At 46.8% G+C, this 18,946-nt stretch carries 13 protein-coding genes; 10 read left to right on the forward strand and 3 right to left on the reverse strand.

Annotated elements, in window-relative coordinates:
* The first annotated feature begins 28 nt into the window (after nucleotides 1-28).
* The 10 genes from LOZ80_RS10990 (at nucleotide 29) to LOZ80_RS11040 (ending at nucleotide 16,014) form a co-directional block, all read left to right on the forward strand.
* Nucleotides 29-2,266, forward strand: coding sequence for an FAD-dependent oxidoreductase (locus tag LOZ80_RS10990; protein WP_238171467.1), 2,238 nt, complete (start codon nucleotides 29-31; stop codon nucleotides 2,264-2,266).
* Nucleotides 2,263-3,474 (forward strand): SGNH/GDSL hydrolase family protein, encoded by a 1,212-nt coding sequence (locus LOZ80_RS10995; protein ID WP_238171468.1) that lies wholly within the window; start codon nucleotides 2,263-2,265, stop codon nucleotides 3,472-3,474. The genes LOZ80_RS10990 and LOZ80_RS10995 overlap by 4 nt, the downstream gene beginning before the upstream one ends.
* 270 nt (nucleotides 3,475-3,744) lie before the next feature.
* Nucleotides 3,745-8,862 (forward strand): golvesin C-terminal-like domain-containing protein, encoded by a 5,118-nt coding sequence (locus LOZ80_RS11000; RefSeq protein ID WP_238171469.1) that lies wholly within the window; start codon nucleotides 3,745-3,747, stop codon nucleotides 8,860-8,862.
* 166 nt (nucleotides 8,863-9,028) lie between these two features.
* Nucleotides 9,029-10,036 carry a LacI family DNA-binding transcriptional regulator gene (locus LOZ80_RS11005; protein WP_238171470.1) on the forward strand — a complete coding sequence of 336 codons (1,008 nt, stop codon included), beginning with the start codon at nucleotides 9,029-9,031 and terminating at the stop codon, nucleotides 10,034-10,036.
* Nucleotides 10,037-10,209: 173 nt separating this feature from the next.
* Nucleotides 10,210-10,491 (forward strand): type 2 periplasmic-binding domain-containing protein, encoded by a 282-nt coding sequence (locus LOZ80_RS11010; RefSeq protein ID WP_238171471.1) that lies wholly within the window; start codon nucleotides 10,210-10,212, stop codon nucleotides 10,489-10,491.
* 136 nt (nucleotides 10,492-10,627) lie between these two features.
* On the forward strand, nucleotides 10,628-11,458 hold the full coding sequence (locus LOZ80_RS11015; protein WP_238171472.1) for a Cof-type HAD-IIB family hydrolase: 831 nt from the start codon (nucleotides 10,628-10,630) through the stop codon (nucleotides 11,456-11,458).
* Nucleotides 11,459-12,027: 569 nt separating this feature from the next.
* On the forward strand, nucleotides 12,028-14,283 hold the full coding sequence (locus LOZ80_RS11025) for an ATP-binding cassette domain-containing protein (protein WP_238171473.1): 2,256 nt from the start codon (nucleotides 12,028-12,030) through the stop codon (nucleotides 14,281-14,283).
* A 39-nt stretch (nucleotides 14,284-14,322) separates the two neighbouring features.
* Nucleotides 14,323-14,916, forward strand: a complete 594-nt coding sequence (locus tag LOZ80_RS11030; RefSeq protein ID WP_238171474.1) for a YdeI/OmpD-associated family protein — start codon at nucleotides 14,323-14,325, stop codon at nucleotides 14,914-14,916.
* A 435-nt stretch (nucleotides 14,917-15,351) separates the two neighbouring features.
* Nucleotides 15,352-15,576 carry a hypothetical protein gene (locus tag LOZ80_RS11035; RefSeq protein ID WP_238171475.1) on the forward strand — a complete coding sequence of 75 codons (225 nt, stop codon included), beginning with the start codon at nucleotides 15,352-15,354 and terminating at the stop codon, nucleotides 15,574-15,576.
* 72 nt (nucleotides 15,577-15,648) lie between these two features.
* The gene (locus LOZ80_RS11040) at nucleotides 15,649-16,014 is read left to right on the forward strand and encodes a winged helix-turn-helix transcriptional regulator (RefSeq protein WP_238171476.1); all 366 of its coding nucleotides are present in this window, start codon (nucleotides 15,649-15,651) and stop codon (nucleotides 16,012-16,014) included.
* A 26-nt stretch (nucleotides 16,015-16,040) separates the two neighbouring features.
* Here the strand turns inward: LOZ80_RS11040 and LOZ80_RS11045 are convergent, their stop codons facing one another.
* The 3 genes from LOZ80_RS11045 to LOZ80_RS11055 form a co-directional block, all read right to left on the reverse strand.
* A complete protein-coding gene (locus LOZ80_RS11045; RefSeq protein ID WP_238171477.1) occupies nucleotides 16,041-16,604 on the reverse strand; it encodes an NAD(P)H-dependent oxidoreductase in 564 nt (187 codons plus the stop codon).
* A gap of 180 nt (nucleotides 16,605-16,784) precedes the next feature.
* The gene (locus LOZ80_RS11050) at nucleotides 16,785-18,089 is read right to left on the reverse strand and encodes a sensor histidine kinase (protein ID WP_238171478.1); all 1,305 of its coding nucleotides are present in this window, start codon (nucleotides 18,087-18,089) and stop codon (nucleotides 16,785-16,787) included.
* Entirely contained in the window at nucleotides 18,086-18,772 is a 687-nt protein-coding gene (locus LOZ80_RS11055) for a response regulator transcription factor (RefSeq protein WP_238171479.1), read from the reverse strand. Before LOZ80_RS11055 ends, LOZ80_RS11050 begins: the two co-directional genes overlap by 4 nt.
* Nucleotides 18,773-18,946: the final 174 nt, after the last annotated feature.

The raw sequence follows: 18,946 nt of genomic DNA on the forward strand, positions 1-18,946 counted from the left end.
CTTGTATCTAATCATGGAGGTTATCACAATGGAGCTTATTAAATCGGATGTAACGGTCGTAGGCGGAGGTATTGCGGGGCTATGCGCCGCCATAGCTGCGGCACGGCAAGGGTTGCAAGTTTCACTTATTAATGATCGTCCTGTTCTTGGGGGGAATGCCAGCAGCGAGGTCAGAGTCCATATTAATGGTTCGGCCTATCTCGGAAACAGTCCATCGTATTATGCGCGTGAGGGCGGGTTGGTTGAAGAACTTAAGTTGAAGATATTTCACTATAATCCGTTATACAACAAGAAGCTTATGCTCTCGCTTTCGGATACGGTCTTGTTGGATATGATCTATGATGAGCCTAATATTGCTCTATTTCTGAATACATGCGTGCATGAAACGGGAATGGAGAACGGCAGAATTAAGTGGGTGGAAGGCCTTCAATTGGCGTCTGAAAGGAAATTCCGGTTTGAAAGCCGTACCTACATTGATTGCTCTGGTGACGGGGTTGTCGGATATCAAGCAGGTGCTCTCTTTAGGCGGGGTAGAGAAGCAAGTCATGAATTCAAGGAAGACTTGGCTCCTGAAGTGGCGGATCATTACACCATGGGAGACACGATCCTGTTTCAAGCCCGTGACGTCGAATATTCCGTTCCGTACAAGAGACCTAGCTTTGCGTATGATATTACGAAGTTGGACTTTTTTGATAGTATCAGAAAAGGCTTGAACCACCGGGCTTTTCCTAGAAAAATCAACGGGCTCGGCGGATTGTGGTGGCTGGAATACGGCGGACATATGGATGTTATCGCAAACAATGAAGACATCGCATTGGAGCTGCGGAAATTGGTTTACGGGATTTGGGATTATATCAAAAATAGCGGCGAATTTGATGATGTGGACAATCTCATCTTGGATTATGTATGTCCGATTCCGGGGAAAAGGGAGTCGAGGCGATTTATTGGGGATCACATGTTGTCTCAGAACGATCTTACCACAAAGCCGCATTTCGAAGATGCGGTATCCGTCGGGGGATGGTATATGGATTTGCATGCTGCTAAAGGCATCTATGATGAGGGGCCAGCTACAGCATGGAATTTCGTCCCTGGCTTGTACAATATTCCGTTCCGCAGTTTATTTTCCCAGAATATTCCCAATCTCATGTTCGCTGGTCGCAATATTAGTGCTACTCATGTTGCTTTCGGATCTACAAGAGTAATGGCTACCTGCGGTTGTATGGGGCAGGCTGTTGGAACGGCAGCTTCGTTGTGCCTGAAATATGAGGTAGACCCCGCAGCCATCGTCGAATCTCATATGGGGGAGCTGCAGGCGCTGCTGCTTCGAGACGGACAAACGATTGTAGGACTTCAAGAGGAATTGGATCCTTATTTCGCGGACGGATTACAGATTCGCGCTTCATCTCAGCGCAGCTATGCCAATCCTCATCCAACCGCAGCGATTCCCTTGGAGAAAGGGTTATGTTTGGTCCTTCCGATTGAGACGTCCATGGCAGAAAGCGTGCGGATCAAAGTTAAAAATGTTTCCGAGCATTCGGAAACGCTTCATGTGAAGCTGTTTGGCGGGGACAGAAAGGAAAATTATATTCCTTCTTGCGAGTTGAAAGACTATCGATTGGCTATTGCAGCAGGACATGACGACTGGATTACACTGGACATGGGCTGCGAGAAGCCGGCGGACGACAAAATCTACATCGTGTTAGAAGGTACGGCTAGGTTAGCCGTGTATGTCAACGAAGAGAAGATTACAGGCGCGGTTAGCTTCCATTATAAGCCGGAAGTGCCGTCCAAGCTGAAGAAATTCAATCAGAGCATTTGTTTTAAGGACCTGCTGCCACCTCAGATTATGTATAATCCCGAGAATGTCGTCAACGGCTACTCCAGACCCTATGGTCTGCCGAACGGTTGGATTTCCGAACGCACGGAAGGACGGGAATGGTTGGAACTTTCTTTTGCAAGCCCCAGAAATCTGGATGAAATCCATCTGGTTTTCAATTCGCAGTTGGATTTGGAGCATTTCGACGATCCTATCGAGTCCCTTATTCAAGATTATGATGTGACTTTGACTTTCGAAGACGGAACCGAGAGGGAAGTCATCATCCGCGGGAATTACCTCACGTTGAATAAACATAAGGTGGATGCGCAAGGTGTAACCAGAATCCGCTTCGATTTCTCCGCGACTTTCGGTTCGCCTTATTTTGAAGTGTTTGCCGTAAAATTGTTTGCTCCTACAACGATAAGTAAGGGTCAGGTGAAGGTGCAATGAAAGAATTATTCCCTCGAAAAGGACTGCCTAATGTCATTCAGAAGTTAGAGAATGGGGAAAGCGTGACAATCGTCTACTTTGGCGGCAGCAATACGCGTTCTGAAGGATACAGGGTCATGACGGCGGATTGGCTTCGTGGGCAATATCCCAAGGCTGATATCCGCTGTGTGAATGCAGGCATTGACGGAACTGGATCGGATTTGGGCTGCGCCCGTTTGGAGAGGGATGTGCTGCGTCATCAGCCTGACCTAGTGTTTGTTGAATTTGTCGGCAACGATGGCGGAGTGCCCGAGTCCAAGGCGCGCATCGAAGGAATCGTCCGTCAAATCCGCAAAATGAGCCGTTTCACCGATATCCTGTTCGTTTATACGCTGAAGGAGCGCGATGTGGCCTTATTTCAGTCCGGAGAATACCAGAAGGGAGCAATTATGCAGGAGGAAGTGGCCGATTATTACGGTATTCCTTCGATTCATCTGGGGGTAGCGGTCAGTCATTTGGTGTCCGAAGGAAAGATCATTTTTACCTCAGGGCCAGATAAGTCGATTCCTGGAGCTATAGTTTTTACGCATGATTCCATTCATCCGACAATTCCCGAAGGACACCAGATTTACACGGATACGATTACCCGCTCGTTCGAGAAAATAAGTGAACTTCGAGATCCCTCGGGGCGTTTCGAACATAATTTGCCCCAGGCTTCTTTGGTCCCAGCGAATCCTTGGGAGTATGCGACTATGCTGCCGCTGGATGGTCATGCCCATTTGTCGGCGGGATGGTCCTACGTGACTCCTGAAGATTCAGCTTTGGCCCGCAAGTACGACTGGTTGTTCTCCGGACTTTGGCGAGCGGTCGATCCGGGGGAGGCTTTCACAGTGCAGTTCGAAGGCACACATATTGGACTGTTCGATATCGGGGGGCCGGATTCCGGCAGATTGAAGGTGACGGTGGACGGCGGGGATCCCTTCGTTGTGGATCGATTCACACTGTATAACGATCATAATCGGAATCAGTATGTATTCTTGCCGGAGCTCCCGAATGGGAAACATACAGTTCGATTCGAAATCGATACCGAGAAGACAGACAAAGTGGCCGTGTTTGAAGCATGCGGTAATGAACGTAGCCTTGAACATGTTCGGCAGCATCCGGATTGGTATGATCAAACCGTGATCCAGCTTGGCAAGTTGTTGTTCGTACAGCCGCCTTTAGTGTAGTTTACAGTTGGTTTGTTTCAAATGTAAGACTTGCAACGTTTCTGACTGCCGTTAAGCAGACCAGAATGTTGCAAGTTTATTTTTACATAAAATCTTATAAGAAATTCTAAAAATTAAAGAAATTTCATGGTTAAGCGACATGCTATGATAGCAAAGACGAAGGGGGGATTAGCCAATAGAGTGCGGGTAATTGCTTCTTTGCGTACATGAAAATAAAGGAGGTTGCGAATTTTTGAAAGCGTTACCATAATAAGGGAAGGAATGAGTTGAATGCGGATAAGAAAGTTGTTTTTCTTAATTTTATTTATCATGACGATATTAGTTCCATTAAGTCTATTCGGAATAAGGACGACTAGTGCGGAAACTGTACCGTTCAAGACCATCATCATCGATGACGGCAGCCTCACGATCGATGGGGTTGTGACCCCTGATGCGGATAATGCGGATAACGGATACTCGGCACCGAATTGGACCACAAGTACAGGCGTGAAGGGGTATAATAATTCCAGCTCCAAATATACGAGTACAGCAGGCAGAGCCATAACGTGGAATCCGCGCTTGGAAGCTGGAACGGCGAGAATATCGTTCTATAAGCTGAACTGGGAGGACAAAGCGGATAGCAATGTAAAAATTGAAATCGTTCATAATGGAACGACAGATGTACTATTTATGGATCTTAGGCCTTCAGTCGGCGCTTCGGCGGGATGGGTTGATTTGGGCGAGTATTATTTCTCTGGGTCTGGCGAGGAATTCGTTAAATTGACTCGGTCTGCCAGCAGCAGCAGTACGGTTCTAACACGTGCTGATGCGGTCAAGTTCGAAGGGAACATTCAGCAGAAAGAGCCTTACAAGACGATCATTATTGATGATGGAAGCCTCACGATTAATGGTGTCGTCACCACTGATGTGGAGAACAAGAATAACGGATTCTCGGCTCCTTATTGGAGCACTAGTGCAGGCGTGAAGGGGTATAATAACTCCAGTTCCAACTTTACGGATGCGGTGGGAAGAAGCATCACATGGAATCCGCGCTTGGAAGCAGGAACGGCGAGAATATCGTTCAACAAGCTTAATTGGGCGGATAAAGCAGATAGTAATGTCAAAATCGAAATTGTGCACAATGGGATTACGGATGTCATGTTTATGGATCTCAGGCCCTCGTCGGGACCAGCTGCCGGATGGGTTGATCTGGGAACGTATGTTTTCAGCGGCAATGACACCGAATTTGTCAGATTGACTCGCACGCAGCCAACGACGGGCACCATCATTACGCGGGCGGATGCGGTCAAGTTCGAAGGAAATATTAGGCAGCAGGCTCCACCGCTGCCTCCGCTGCGCAGCCGCACATTGGCGAATCTCAGTTATACGAACAAAGGCAGCATCGAGAACGCTAACTATAAGGCAACTTTCTATGAAGCTGCTTGGGATGGAGGCAAATCCATCGTTCGTGATCTGTTCTACAAGGACGCGGTTACGGGGAACTGGGTGGCAATCAATAATGTGGCGGAAAGACTTGAAGAACAATGGGTCTTGTTGGATGGGAATGCAGGAAGTCGTACCAATTACTACGATACGATGAACAAACGCTGGATTACATTCGACGGGATTCATTTCCCAGATAGCCACACGGCGGTATTAACTGATTCTTCTCATGGAAGCGATTACGATTTACAAGTGAACTGGTCCTTGTCCGGGGACAAACCAGATGTTTCCTTCGCCTTTACACCTCGCCGGGATGGCAATTATGTGATTGGCTATCAGTCTTTCACGACAGAGCAAATCTCTGGCATTAATGAAGTGTTAAATGGTTTCAGATCGCATGCCAAAATGGTAGGTTCTGTGGAATCAACAAGCTTACGAGAGTTGAGCGCTCCGATGAGTTTGGTTGAAAAGAATGATGGAGCGGGTAAAGCTTTGACGTATGGCGTATTCGTACCGTCGGAAGAACTTCCGGTCGAATTTGAGCCGACAGGAGGCCTTACGAAACAACGACTGGGCATGAGTCTTGTCAACAACGAAGGCAGCGTCCAGCCGATCCTGTATGCTCCTCAACTAGGGACTTATTCGCAAATGACTGCGGAAAGCACATATCAATTTCATATGGGGCTAATCGCTCAAAGCAGCAGTCTGTATAAGGCCTACGGGGATATTCTTCGCAGTGAATACGGTTATTCAGCCTACCGGGAAAATGTCGCTGAACAGTCACTTACGGATGCGATGTTCAATATGATCGATCTGCTCAAGATTGAGCCTCAGGGCGACGATTCTGTTAATTATGTTCCTTCGCCCAGTGGTTGGTGGAACCGAGCCAAGGGCTTCATTGACATCGAGAACGAGGATAGCGTTCGAACAACATCGAATGCGGTTCTGCTGGGAGCTTACTATTTGACCGGAGACGACCAACTTTACGATACGAGGGCGCTGCCGTCCATCCAGTACGGTGTATCGCGAAATGGGATCGGTTGGTCGCCGACACAGAAGCCCGTATATGGCGTGCCTTCGTTATGGAAAATGGCAACCTTGCCGTTCGATGTTTCAAGCGTAGCGGCTGTCAATCAGATGATGGGCACTTCGGCTGGAATTGGGGCGTTAGGACAGCAAGAGTACCTTGTGCGCAATCCGGATCAGAAAGATCGCGGGCCAGTTATTCAGCCCCTGATGATGTACCGTATGACGGGGGATGCGCAGTATTTACAGGCTGCCAAGGATGCAGCCGACAGTTATATCATTCAAAATATCGATACTCCTGAAACTGTAAATGTGAGTAAAAATGAGTTTATTTATTATTACGGCAAGCTGTGGATGGAGATCTTGGAGCTCTATGAGGAAACAAAGGATCCCAAATACTTGAATGCCGCTTACAAGGAAGCCAAACAGTATGCGACCATGTTCGTTGCTCGTCCGGTTCCCGGAGGCACCGTTACGATTCCGCAGCCGGAGACGTATAATTACGCGGAGTCTTTCCATTGGCCGGAAAGCGGTAAGTACAATTATCCCAGGACTAAGCTCCCTGAAGACGTAGCCGGTGGCGTACAAGCGGACAGTTGGCTTGTTTCACCAAACGGGTTGACGTTTGAGGCGGGAAGTACAACCGGTTATTATCGGATGAATGCGCAGGAAGCTCCATTTATGCTGAGATTGTCGCTCTATACAGGCGACAAACTGCTGCAGGATATCGCTCATAATGCAGTTATTGGACGCTATTCCAGTTATCCAGGTTATTACTATAAGGGCTTCGCCGTTAGTCAACTGGAACCGGATTTTGCTTTGGAAGGTCCCAGCGGGGCTACATCCATCTATTATCACCATATGCCAGCGCAGCTTGGGCAAACGATGGATTATCTAATCAGCGAACAATCGCTGAAATCCAATGGGAACATTACATTCCCTTCTGTATTCGAAACGAATTTTCTATGGTTCAAATATCATCTCTATGGGAATAAACCAGGTCAATTCTACGGCAATTCGAACGTTTGGCTCTGGATGCCCAAAGGGATTATCCAGACCAACCATCCTCAATTGAACTGGATAACGGGTGAAAGTGGGAATAAGTTCTACATTGGATTAAGCAATGAATCGACTGCCGAAGTACAGACTCCAATTAAATTGAATGCACAGCTCATTGGGTTCGACCCGGCACAAGATTATAACGTAACCATCATCCGTGATAATGGCACACCTGAGCATGCGGTTATGAGTGGCGGAATCATTCAGGCCACGGTTTCAAGCAAGGGAATGACAGCGATCATTGTGGAAGGACTTAACATTCATGTGCCGCTCCATCAGGTTAGAACGGCTGACACATCGGATGCAAGCTATTTCTTCGATGTTCACAGTCCCATTGATGCCGTTAAAGGCATGCTGATCGTCAAGCCAGACAAAACGTCTTACGATGCTTATGTAGAGGCCAAAACGACGAAACCAGCAACGATCCATTACTCATTGGATGGCGGGGCCACCTACACGACTGTTCCGGATACGATCTATCCGATGGAATGGTCGATACGGGTAAACGATTTGTCCCAAACCTTCACTTATTACGTGGAATCGGATGGGAAACAGACCCGCAAGCGTACGCTATATCTGCCTGATCAAGTAACGGCGACGCCAATACAACCCGATTGGCAGGCAGGGTCATCCATCATTGTGGATAATACGGAGGCGGAGACAGAAGGCGTCTGGATACGGGATACAACGGCTAATGACTATTACTACGACAACTATGTATATGCCAAATCAACTTCGGGTACAGCGACTAGCAAGATTGTCTGGCGGCCCGAGCTGCCGGAAAGTGTCACTTATAGCGTGTATTACAAGCTCCCGCAAATAACCGCCACGAGTGAAAATTGGGCAACCAATGCCGCTTTTACCGTTTATTACAGCGGTGGTTCACAGACGGTTACTGTTGATGAGACAACGGCCAATGGGACTTGGGTGTTCCTGGGAGCTTACCCTTTTGCAGCTGGCGATAGTGGATATGTTGAATTAACCAATAAGGCCAATAAGTCACGGGTAGTTGCCGATGCGATGATGTGGGTGGATCCGAATCGGATGCCGCTGCTGGAGTCGGTGGCCATTCTGTCAAATCAAGATGAGCTGCAGATGACTCGAGCTGCTCAACTGAGCGTAACCGGTTATTTGGACAACGGTCTGATCAGTGATCTGGCACATGCTAGTGTGCAGTATTTTGTTGATAGAACCGATCTGGCTGTAGTGAACAGCAGCGGTTTGTTGTCCCTTCAAAGCCTTGATGGAGCCACGGATCATATCACGGTGTGGGCTACTGTAACGATGGACGGAGTGACCTTAACAACACCGTCTTTGGCTATAACGATTAAGGACCTGACGGTTATTGTCGACAGCACGAATACGACTGGCTTATACACCACGGAAGGGTCTTGGAGCCAAAGCAATTTAGCCGGCTACAAAATTGGTGTTAAGTCACGGTACTCTACCGTACAAGGATCATCCGCGACGTGGAAGGCTCAATTTCCTGAGGGAAGATATACAGTCTCCATCTACAAGCTCGTCCACACGACGGCAAATGATAATCATGTCAAAGTGGAAGTGAAGCATCAGTCGGTTACCGAGACTACGTATATCGACGCGACAGTCGGCTCTTCGGGTTGGGTTAATCTGGGAACTTTCGACTTTACAGGAGATGGCAGCGAGTATGTACGTTTAACCAGAGAAACTCAGACAACGGTAGATCCGCCAACTCTTCCTGCCGATATGATTTATACGAGGGCTGATGCCGTCAAATTCGAACGGCATTCTGAAGGCACGGCATTTCTTAGCAAGTATAACATTAATGCTAATGTATGGCGGGGAACACAAACACCAGGTAGCCAATCGGCAATTACACTTTTTTTGAGAAATGCAAAATGATTGAACATGGAACGATAACTTAATTTACTGCTAAATGAGGCTGCCGCTAAGTTATTCGGCAGTCTCATTTAGCTTACGGCCATCAGCTTCAGTTGACATGACAATGGACGATGTCATACAATTTTGGTAACGTTACCGGAATCGTTGCCAAAGGGGATTTATAACTATGCCAACAATCAAAGATGTAGCCAAATATTTGGGTGTATCCGTATCCACTGTTTCAAGAGCATTAAATAATCATCCAGATATTAAACAGGATACGAAGAATGAAGTGCTGGAAGCGATGAAACGAATCAATTACACACCGAACGCGGTGGCCAGAAGCTTGATTAGTCGCAAATCGAATACGATAGGATTGATGATTCCTGATATTACGGATCCCTTCTTCTCTGCCATGGCGCACGATGTTGAAGAGGTCCTATCGGACAATGGCTATCAAGTCGTGTATGTGAATACCTCACGAAGGCTAGAGAAAGAGAAGAGATTTCTAACCAGCGTAATGGAACGTAAGATGGATGGTATCATTGTCACGCCAGATTTTTTGGATGAAGAAGCCTTAGATATTCTGCGTCGCTTGGAAATTCCTGTTGTATTCCTGCGCAGGAGACCTCCGCAAGATTTGGATATGCCTTATGTCGACGTTGATCATTATGAGGGTGCTTATAACGCGATGGATTATTTACTCTCACTGGGACATTCTCGAATCGGGTTTATGGGGATGCCGCCGTATTCGTTTACAGGTCAGGAACGATATCGTGGTTATGTGGATCGTCTGAAGAAAAGCGGATTGGAGCCTGATCCGAATGGCATCGTATGGGACGGACGAACCATCGCATGCGGGTACCGAGCTATGGGCAAGTTGATGGAAGATTACCCGTCCATGACAGCTGTATTCGCGGCAAACGACTTGCTGGGTATCGGCGCCTTGGAGTGGTTAGCAGAACACAAACTATCTGTGCCAGAGCGTATGAGTGTTATTGGCTTTGATAATTTGGAAGTTTCGGATCTTCACTGGATTAAACTAACGACTGTTGCTCAGCCGAGGAAGGAAATGGGTCGTAAGGCGGCTGAAGTACTTCTACAGATGTTAACGGAGAACATATTGACTGCGCAATCGATATTGTTGCCTACCAAGCTTATCATTAGGGAAACCTGCACCTCAGTTATAAAATGAGTAACTTAACTACGAGAGGGGCTGCGGGAATCCTCTAGTTGATAGAAATGTTTCGATCTCAAGTCTAACGCCATTATGGATAAGGTGATCCGTGAACAGATATTGCAGAGAAAATTCATGAGCCTTAGAGAAGCAAGTGCATCGCATTTGTGCCTTACCTGGAATTTCGCACATTGTTCTATAACACTGAGCAGAATAAGACGCTGCCGCTTTCGAATTGGTGGGGTTTGACCACACCGGAGTGGAAAAATCGAGTGTTGATGGTTGATCCTCTGCAATCGCCCGCACAGATGGATATGTTCGTCGCTTTTGTCGCTAATTCCGATGATATGGCGAAAGCCTATAAGGAGAAGTTTGGCATCGTGCTGAATGGCACGAAAAACGCGGGATGGCAGGGGAAGCCGACGGTAAAGGGGAAGGAACGGTGCCATTTAGTGAAGTTGGGTCTTGGATGACTCGCTCGGATTTGCCTACCAAATTGCCAATGTGAAAATGCGCTTAGCGAAGAGTGTGCTGGAGAAAATAACATCCCAAGGATGCATATCTGTTTTATCCTCAAAATCAATAAGATGGATAGGTGGCGAAAGACTGGTGAATCAAACATTATTTGTTTCAGACCTTGACGGGACCCTACTGAATAAGGATCAGCAAATTAGCCAGCAAAATTTGGCGGCAATTCGAATTTTCCGTGAGCTTGGCGGAATCTTTACTTTAGCGACGGGAAGAATGGAAGCAGCTGTTATGCCATTTATTAAAGAATTGGACCTAGACGTGCCGGTAATACTTTACAATGGCGCTAGAATTTACAATCCAATTACAGAAGAAGTACTTTACGATAAGCATCTTCCCTTATTGCAGGAGCTGTGGCAGCAAATTGTAAGCAGTTTGACGATTGATGTAGGTTTATTCGTCTATCGAGACGGCCAAGTATATACCCCTAATCGGAATGAGATTGTAAAGAAACATGAAGAGAAGGATCAAGTTAAGTGTTCACTGCTTACTGAGAATATGGTTATGGACAGGATTACAAAGCTGCTGCTAATTTCCTCCGATCTTGGTTTGCTGAAGGCTGTAGAGCAGCTCGTTCATGACCATGGTATGCCTAATGAAATCGTATATTCGGAGTGGAATTATCTAGAGATACTGCCTCCCAATGTATCAAAGGGAAATGCCTTGCAAGAACTTTTGCGTATTCTGTCTATAGAAAATGCTTATACAATGGCTGTAGGCGATAATCTAAACGACATCTCTCTTATGGAAAGCGCTGATATGGGGTATGCCGTTGAGAATGCGCATCCCGATTTGAAAAAGATGGCTGATGACATCACCATTCATCATGAGCAGCATGCGATTGCTGCCATTATCAAAAAATATTTGATCGAACAGGGGGTAACTTTGAATGAATCATTGGAGATCGCGTAAACGATAGCGAGAATAGCAGGCGAGATGATTAAGTCAAAAGATGGGGAGCGGTTTTATTGATGCCATTGCTATTGTCCTAAAATCACTTCTTTAAGCTGCCTCGCACGGAGATAAAGGGAACTACAGTACGCTATTATAGCAAAAAGTGGCATTATTGCGAGGGAGAGGGAACTGCAGTACGCTATTTTGCTGTTTGATGGAAAAATTAGCTCATTGCGTGGAAATAAGACCCTGTAGTTCCGCTTCTCCCCTAGCATCTCCGCTATTTGTCTAAATAGCGTCCCTGAGTTCCCTTACTTGGACTTGTCGCTTGGGGTGGCTCATCGCCAAGGGACGCGGGAAGGCTAACCTACATATCGAACAAACCGGATTCTTCAACGCTCAAGCACTAGGTGGGGCTAAGCATGGTTGGACTAACTGGTTAGGTGAGCTAGAAAAGATGCTCATACAATAATCGAAATCGATAGACTTGAATTAACATAAACCGGCTGCATGTAGTTTGCAGCCGGTTTATTAATGGTACAATAGGAATATTAGTCGAAATTAACACGATCGGAAGGATGTTGAATATGAGCGAATCTAATCAGGAATATATTGTCATCTCGGGTGCGAGGGAAAACAATCTCAAGAACGTATCCTTGCGCATTCCCAAGCGGAAAATCACAATTTTCACCGGGGTATCCGGATCCGGCAAGTCATCGATTGTCTTCGATACGATCGCCGCAGAGTCTACGCGATTGCTGAATGAGAATTTCAGCTTATTCGTGCGCAATTTCCTGCCACGCTATCCCCAGCCGGATACGGACGCGATCGAGAACCTGAGTATGGCTGTAATTGTGGACCAGAAGCGGTTGGGCGGCGGTTCTCATTCCACGATGGGTACGATTACCGATATCTCTCCGATTCTCCGGCTTCTCTTCTCCCGAGTAGGTCAGCCCTATGTTGGACAAGCGAACATGTTCTCTTTCAACGATCCGCAAGGTATGTGTCCCGAGTGCAATGGGATCGGTCGCAGACTGTCCGTCGACATGAGCAAGGCGGTGGATACGTCAATGTCGCTGAATGAAGGGGCCATTCTGTTGCCCGGCTATGCGGTAAACAGCATGGATTGGTCGATGATCGTGCAAGCGGGGTTCTTCGACCCTGAGAAGAAGTTGAACGATTATTCAGATGATGAGCTAGAACAATTGCTGTACGGCAAAGCTAGGAAAGTGGAGATGCAGTTCGCCGGGAAGGCAGTGAATATCACAATAGAAGGCATCATCGAGAAGTTCACGAACAAGTACATCAAGCAGGATGTGAAGACCAAGTCTGAGCGTACGCAACAAGCTGTCGCGCCGTACATCTGCGAGGGGCCTTGCTCAAGTTGCCGAGGTGCGAGACTCAGTCAGGCTGCGCTGGGCTGCAGGATCAATGGACGCAACATTGCGGAGCTTGCATCGATGGAGGTCGGGCAGCTCATCCGCATCATTCGGGAGATCGACGATTCTATCGCCGCGCCGGTCATCAAATCGCTGACAGAACGGCTGCAACATCTGGTGGATATCGGACTTGACTATTTGACGCTGGACCGTGAGACGGATACCTTGTCCGGCGGCGAGTCGCAGCGCGTCAAGATGGTGAAGCATCTAAGCGGTAGTCTGGTGGATGTTACGTATATCTTCGATGAGCCAAGTGTTGGCTTGCACCCCCGCGACGTACACCGGTTAAATGGCTTGCTGCAGAAGCTGCGCGACAAGGGCAATACCGTGATAGTCGTCGAGCATGATCCCGATGTGATCAAGCTGGCGGATCATATTGTCGATGTCGGGCCTCATGCTGGCAGCCGCGGCGGTACGATCATGTATGAAGGCAGCTACCAAGGCTTGCTGGAAGCAGGCACATTGACTGGCACTCATATGAAGCGGCCGCTCCAGTTGAAGTCTGATTGCAGGCAGCCATCTGGCAAACTGCCGATCAGGGATGCCAACCTTCACAACCTGCAGAACGTGAGTGTAGATATTCCAACTGGCGTGCTGACTGTAGTTGCGGGTGTCGCTGGCTCAGGCAAGAGTACGCTGATTAACGATGTATTCCTTAGCAAGCATCCGGAAGCAATCGTTATCGACCAATCGGCGGTAGGAGTGTCAACCCGTTCGAATCCTGCCACTTACACAGGTATTATGGATGATGTGCGCAAGGCGTTTGCTGCCGCGAACAAGGTCAATCAAGGCTTGTTCAGCTTCAACTCCAAAGGGGCATGCGAGAACTGCCAAGGGCTGGGAGTTGTGTACACGGATCTTGCATTCCTCGACAGCGTGAAGCTGCCATGCGAAGTATGCGGAGGCAGACGCTTTAAGGAAGAAGTGCTTGCGTACAAGCTGAACGGCAAGTCAATTGCAGAAGTGCTGGAGATGACTGTGGAGCAGGCATTGAATTTTTTTGAGCTAAAAGAAGTTGCTCGCAAGCTTCAGGCGATGAGTGATGTGGGACTGAACTATATTACACTCGGCCAGCCGCTTAGCACACTCTCCGGTGGTGAATGTCAGCGCATCAAGCTGGCAAGCGAGTTGCATAAGAAAGGCAGCATCTATGTAATGGACGAGCCGACGACCGGCCTGCATATGTCAGATATCGGTCATCTTCTGGAGATCATGAACCGCCTCGTGGATGCCGGAAATACAGTGATCGTCATCGAGCACAACCTCGATGTGATTAGCCAAGCGGATTGGATTATCGATATGGGACCAGATGGAGGCAGCAAGGGCGGCCAAGTCGTATTCGAGGGTACTCCCCCGCAGATCATCCATGCGGAACAGTCGATTACAGGAAAATACTTGAAATAATTATTTGAAATAAGTGACAAGAAAAAAAGGGGGGCTCTGATGACAACTAGTAATTTGAATCCTAAGGTTGATGGTTTTTTAAATAAGGCTAAAACATGGAAAGAAGAATATGAGAAGTTGAGAAATATTGTTCTTGACTGTGAGCTGACCGAAGAATTTAAGTGGATGCATCCTTGTTACACGTTTCAGAATAAAAACATTGTTTTAATACATGGATTTAAACAATACTGTGCTCTCTTGTTTCACAAAGGCGCCTTGTTAAAAGATGCCCATGGCATCCTAATCCAACAAACGGAGAATGTACAGGCGGCGCGTCAGATTCGGTTCACGGATGTTCGAGAAATAGCTGCAATGGAAGCCATCCTAAAAGACTATATATATGAAGCTATTGAAGTTGAAAAAGCCGGATTGGAAGTCAATTTTAAAAAGAGTACAGAATTCACAATGCCTGATGAATTTCAAAATAAGCTCGATGAAATCCCGGCTTTGAAAACGGCTTTTGAAGCATTGACGCCCGGACGGCAAAGAGCTTACCTTCTTCATTTTTCTGATCCTAAACAATCCAAAACGCGAGAGTCCAGGGTTGAAAAATGTATGCAGCGAATACTCGATGGGAAGGGATTAAATGATTAGGGTGTCTGCAAACCCAACGTAAATAGTCAGTTTAGCGAAGCGAGTCGCCAAGTGGGAACTACAAGCCGCTATTTAAGTAAAAAGTGACATTTAAATAGGCTAGAGGGAACTACAGTGCGCTATGTTGCGGATTGGCGAGAAAATTCTTCGTTTATCGTGAGAATAAGACCCTGTAGTTCCGCTAATACCCTTAAATAATAGATTTATGCCTACATAGCGTACCCCAGTTCCGCTATAGGAACGATAACTAGAAAACATGGTCGACACCTGAATAGATATAAACAAAAGGCTACTCCCGCAGTTAGTTCAGTTAATTGCGGGAGCTGGGCCTTATTTCATCTTGACCCTAACGCTAACGTCAGGGTTTAGAATAAGTTGAGAAGATACAATTTAATATTTGTCCGTATCATCTATCGGGAAAGGAAGAGGTGCTTTATGGATATTACACCACAAGAAGAATCCATGATTAAAGCTTTCCGTGAGACGGAATTACCACCATTATTTGTGCTCATACGACTCAGAAATGATTTTGCAAATGATATTGGAAATGTCACTGAGAACCAGAGAGATGTTATTGTTAACACATTAGAAACATACATCGGCCCTTTATGGAAAGAAAATCAGGAAGGGAACAAATCACAAGTCGATGAAAGGCTCTAAATGAATCAACCTAAATACTCAGACCCACAGCACGTGCTGTGGGTTATTTTACTAAAAAGGAGTGTGTAACTTATGCTCGAAACCTGTGTTCCGACTGGCGTGGAATTAAAAGATACCGGTTTTGGATATACGTTGTCTTTGATAGGCGGTAAATATAAAATGATCATTATGTATAAGCTGTCTGATAATAAAGTTATGCGGCATAATGAGTTGAAGCGAAGTATCGGTAGTATTTCCTTTAAAACGTTAAGTATCATGTTAAAGGAGCTGGAGGCAGATGGGCTTATTATACGTAAAGAATTCCCACAGATACCTCCAAAAGTTGAATATTCGTTATCAGAGCGTGGTCTTTCTCTCCTTCCATTATTAAATATGATGTGCGAATGGGGAGAGAAAAACAGTCCTCCAACGCTGGACGTTTTACAGCATAAGGTATAGCTAAGCTTTATAAATAAAGCTGCCTGTTAGAGGTTATCAACAAATTTCAAATAATCTTGTGCGCTTTTTACTAGTTCGCTTGAAGGTTGCTCATTTTCTGCACCAGGCACATTTTCACCAGGCTCATTCTCCGTACCATAAAACGCAAAGAACGAACGATAATTTGCATTGCAGTACAGGAAGGTAGATTCAAAAGGTGACAATAAATGAGCAAGTGTATGGCGATATTTTCTCTCTTGATTATAATTTTCTTCCTTAATTCCGGCAGAAACAGCTAAGGCAACTTTGCGATTCTTTAATTTATCGCCTCCATGTGAACCATAAGCCCAACCATAAGTTAAAACATCGTCAAGCCATTTTTTAAGGAATGGTGGACAATTAAACCAAAATATAGGGAACTGCAAAACTAGATTTCCATGTGATTCAATCAATTTTTGTTCCTTTTCCACGTCTATGTGTCCATCAGGGTATGCCTCCTGCAGTTGGTGAACCGTATACTTTTCCGGATATTTCTTGAGTTCTTCTACCCATCGCTTATTAATTATGGATGTTTCTATGCTTGGGTGAGTTACCACAACAAGAGTTTTCAATGACTTTTCCTCCTTAATTCTTATCTATTTCCTTTTTTGAGTATAAAGATGTTGCTGCGAATATGTAAGTATGCACTTTTAGTACAGGTACTTACATAAAGGTGAGTGTTCACCATGTTAAATTTGGAAAACGCATGCTTGTTAGTGTTGAAGGCACAGTAAAGGTTGAGGATTTTAAGTTTATCCGATCCAACCGGTAAAGACGCTGCCCCCTTGACTGCGATTCCCAGCCACAAGATCACCGTTGTGCGCCCTCACAATTCGTCGAGCAATCGTAAGTCCAAGCCCGCTGCCGCCGTACTCTAGGTTTCTCGAGTCGTCCCCCCGGTAGAACGCATCAAAAATATGGGGCAGTTGTTGCTCGGGAATTCCGGGTCCGGTATCTTCGACGGTAAAGTGGGCTCGTGAATCCTCCCTGCGCAAGCGGATCATCAAATTGCTGTTCGCTGGAGAATAGTGAAGGGCGTTATCGATCAGGTTTCCGATCGCACGCCGCAGCAGATGGGCGTCGCCCTGAATCACGATGTTCTCCGCCGGAGCCTCGTACGTCAATTTAATTTCTTTTTCCCAAGCCAGGGGCAAATAATCCGCCGTAATATCCTCGAACAATTCGCCGATGTCCAGCGGCTTCAGCCGCAGCAATTGCTCTAAGGAAGACATCTGTCCGTATGAAAAAAGATCGGACACGAGACGTTCCAATTGCTCGGCTTTTTTGCTGCATATGGCGGTATATCTCGCTGCCTTCTCCGGATTGGCACCGCTTTCCAGTCTCTTCAAAAACCCACGCAACGCGAATAACGGGGTCCTTAAGTCATGCGCGATTGAACTGATGAAGAACCGTCGCTCCGCTTCCAGTTCGGACTGGCGAATGAGCGATTCCCGGAGGCTCGTGCCCATCACTTGAAAAGCGCCGCGTACGTCCGCCACCTCTTTAACCGTAGACTCAGGCAGTTGGAATTCCAAATCTCCGCTGGCGATTCGTCTGGCCGCGAGGCCCATGGCTTCCAAAGGCTTCACGACGACGCGGGCCATCTGGAAGCCAATGAACAGAATGGCGAATACTCCCGCGAATAAGGCGAACGCCGTCGCTAATTCGCTCCTTTGTTTGGGCGCGTAGAACAGAGCTTTTCCCCGCAGTTGACCTTGATCCATTACGCTTAATTCTCGCTGAGCAGTCGACTCTGATCGCGGGGGGACGGAACGGTAAATTTCACGTCCTGAAGCATCGAGCAAGACGATACCCGAATCTGAAGCAGCGGTCTTTTTTTCGATTTCAGCCTGCCAGTCTGGATCGCGCCAGCGAATGACATCCGCTTCGCCGACTTCGCGGATCAAGCCATTCATGGCTTCCTGCTGGCGCGAAAATTTAGCATTTTCTAATACATACTTATCGAATAGGCCAGGGATTTCATAAAACAATTGCGGAAGGATGAGTACGATAAGCATGCCAATCACCATCCACTGACGGATGCGGAGCGGTTTCATCGCGTGCCCCCCTCGAAACGATAACCGACGCCCCAGACGTTGGCGATGTATACCGGTTTTTTCGGGTCTTCTTCGATTTTTTCGCGGATTCTACCGATATGAACGGTCACAGAATGCTTGTCTCCGATCCCTTCCCAGAATCGCTGCAGTAATTGCTCGTAGGTGAAAACTTGGCGGGGGTACTCAGCGAACAAGCAAAGAATATCGAACTCCTTGGGCGTCATCGATACAGGAACCCCATCAATTCTCACTTCATGAGCCATGACGTCCAGGATGAGCCGGCCGAAGTCCAGTTCGAGCTTGGTTTTTTTATCCTGTCTGCCGTAACGGCGGAGTACGGCTTTAATGCGGGCGACAACTTCTTCGGGTGTTGCAGATTTCACGATATAATCGTCGCTACCCAAGCTGAGTCCTCTGATTTTGTCCATGTCATCGCCGCGCGCACTAAGGAATAGGATCGGTGTATCTTGCGTTTTCCGAATTTGCCTGCAAAGATCCAGCCCGCTCTGGCCGGGCATCATTACGTCCAGTAAAATACAGTCGACTTGGCTGCGCTCTATTGCTTCAATCGCTTGAACAGCGTTATATGCTTCCACCACTTCGAACTGTTCGTCTTCGAGATAATCCCTCATTAATTCCGCGATTTCTTTATCGTCATCGACAATCATTATCGTTTGTTTCATATGGCTGCTGTTTCCTCCAAATTGGCCCAGAAAGCCCTGAATTGGCACCATTATAGCATATCCCCTCAGGCCCGTGTCTCAATTGAGCGGAATGATACCAGATGTTGAGCGTTTTGTGACTTATTCACTCGGTGTTTGGTGATAATCATCAGTTATCATTAGCTATGTCAATAT

This window comes from Paenibacillus sp. HWE-109, from assembly GCF_022163125.1.
Taxonomy (GTDB): Bacteria; Bacillota; Bacilli; order Paenibacillales; family NBRC-103111; genus Paenibacillus_E.

What these genes read in the sequence shown, in the direction of transcription:
- LOZ80_RS10990 (WP_238171467.1), top strand. Translation starts at nt 29, where the DNA reads ATGGAGCTTATTAAATCGGATGTAACGGTCGTAGGCGGAGGTATTGCG.
- LOZ80_RS10995 (WP_238171468.1), top strand. Translation starts at nt 2,263, where the DNA reads ATGAAAGAATTATTCCCTCGAAAAGGACTGCCTAATGTCATTCAGAAG.
- LOZ80_RS11000 (WP_238171469.1), top strand. Translation starts at nt 3,745, where the DNA reads ATGCGGATAAGAAAGTTGTTTTTCTTAATTTTATTTATCATGACGATA.
- LOZ80_RS11005 (WP_238171470.1), top strand. Translation starts at nt 9,029, where the DNA reads ATGCCAACAATCAAAGATGTAGCCAAATATTTGGGTGTATCCGTATCC.
- LOZ80_RS11025 (WP_238171473.1), top strand. Translation starts at nt 12,028, where the DNA reads ATGAGCGAATCTAATCAGGAATATATTGTCATCTCGGGTGCGAGGGAA.
- LOZ80_RS11030 (WP_238171474.1), top strand. Translation starts at nt 14,323, where the DNA reads ATGACAACTAGTAATTTGAATCCTAAGGTTGATGGTTTTTTAAATAAG.
- LOZ80_RS11035 (WP_238171475.1), top strand. Translation starts at nt 15,352, where the DNA reads ATGGATATTACACCACAAGAAGAATCCATGATTAAAGCTTTCCGTGAG.
- LOZ80_RS11040 (WP_238171476.1), top strand. Translation starts at nt 15,649, where the DNA reads ATGCTCGAAACCTGTGTTCCGACTGGCGTGGAATTAAAAGATACCGGT.
- LOZ80_RS11050 (WP_238171478.1), bottom strand. Translation starts at nt 18,089, where the DNA reads ATGAAACCGCTCCGCATCCGTCAGTGGATGGTGATTGGCATGCTTATC.
- LOZ80_RS11055 (WP_238171479.1), bottom strand. Translation starts at nt 18,772, where the DNA reads ATGAAACAAACGATAATGATTGTCGATGACGATAAAGAAATCGCGGAA.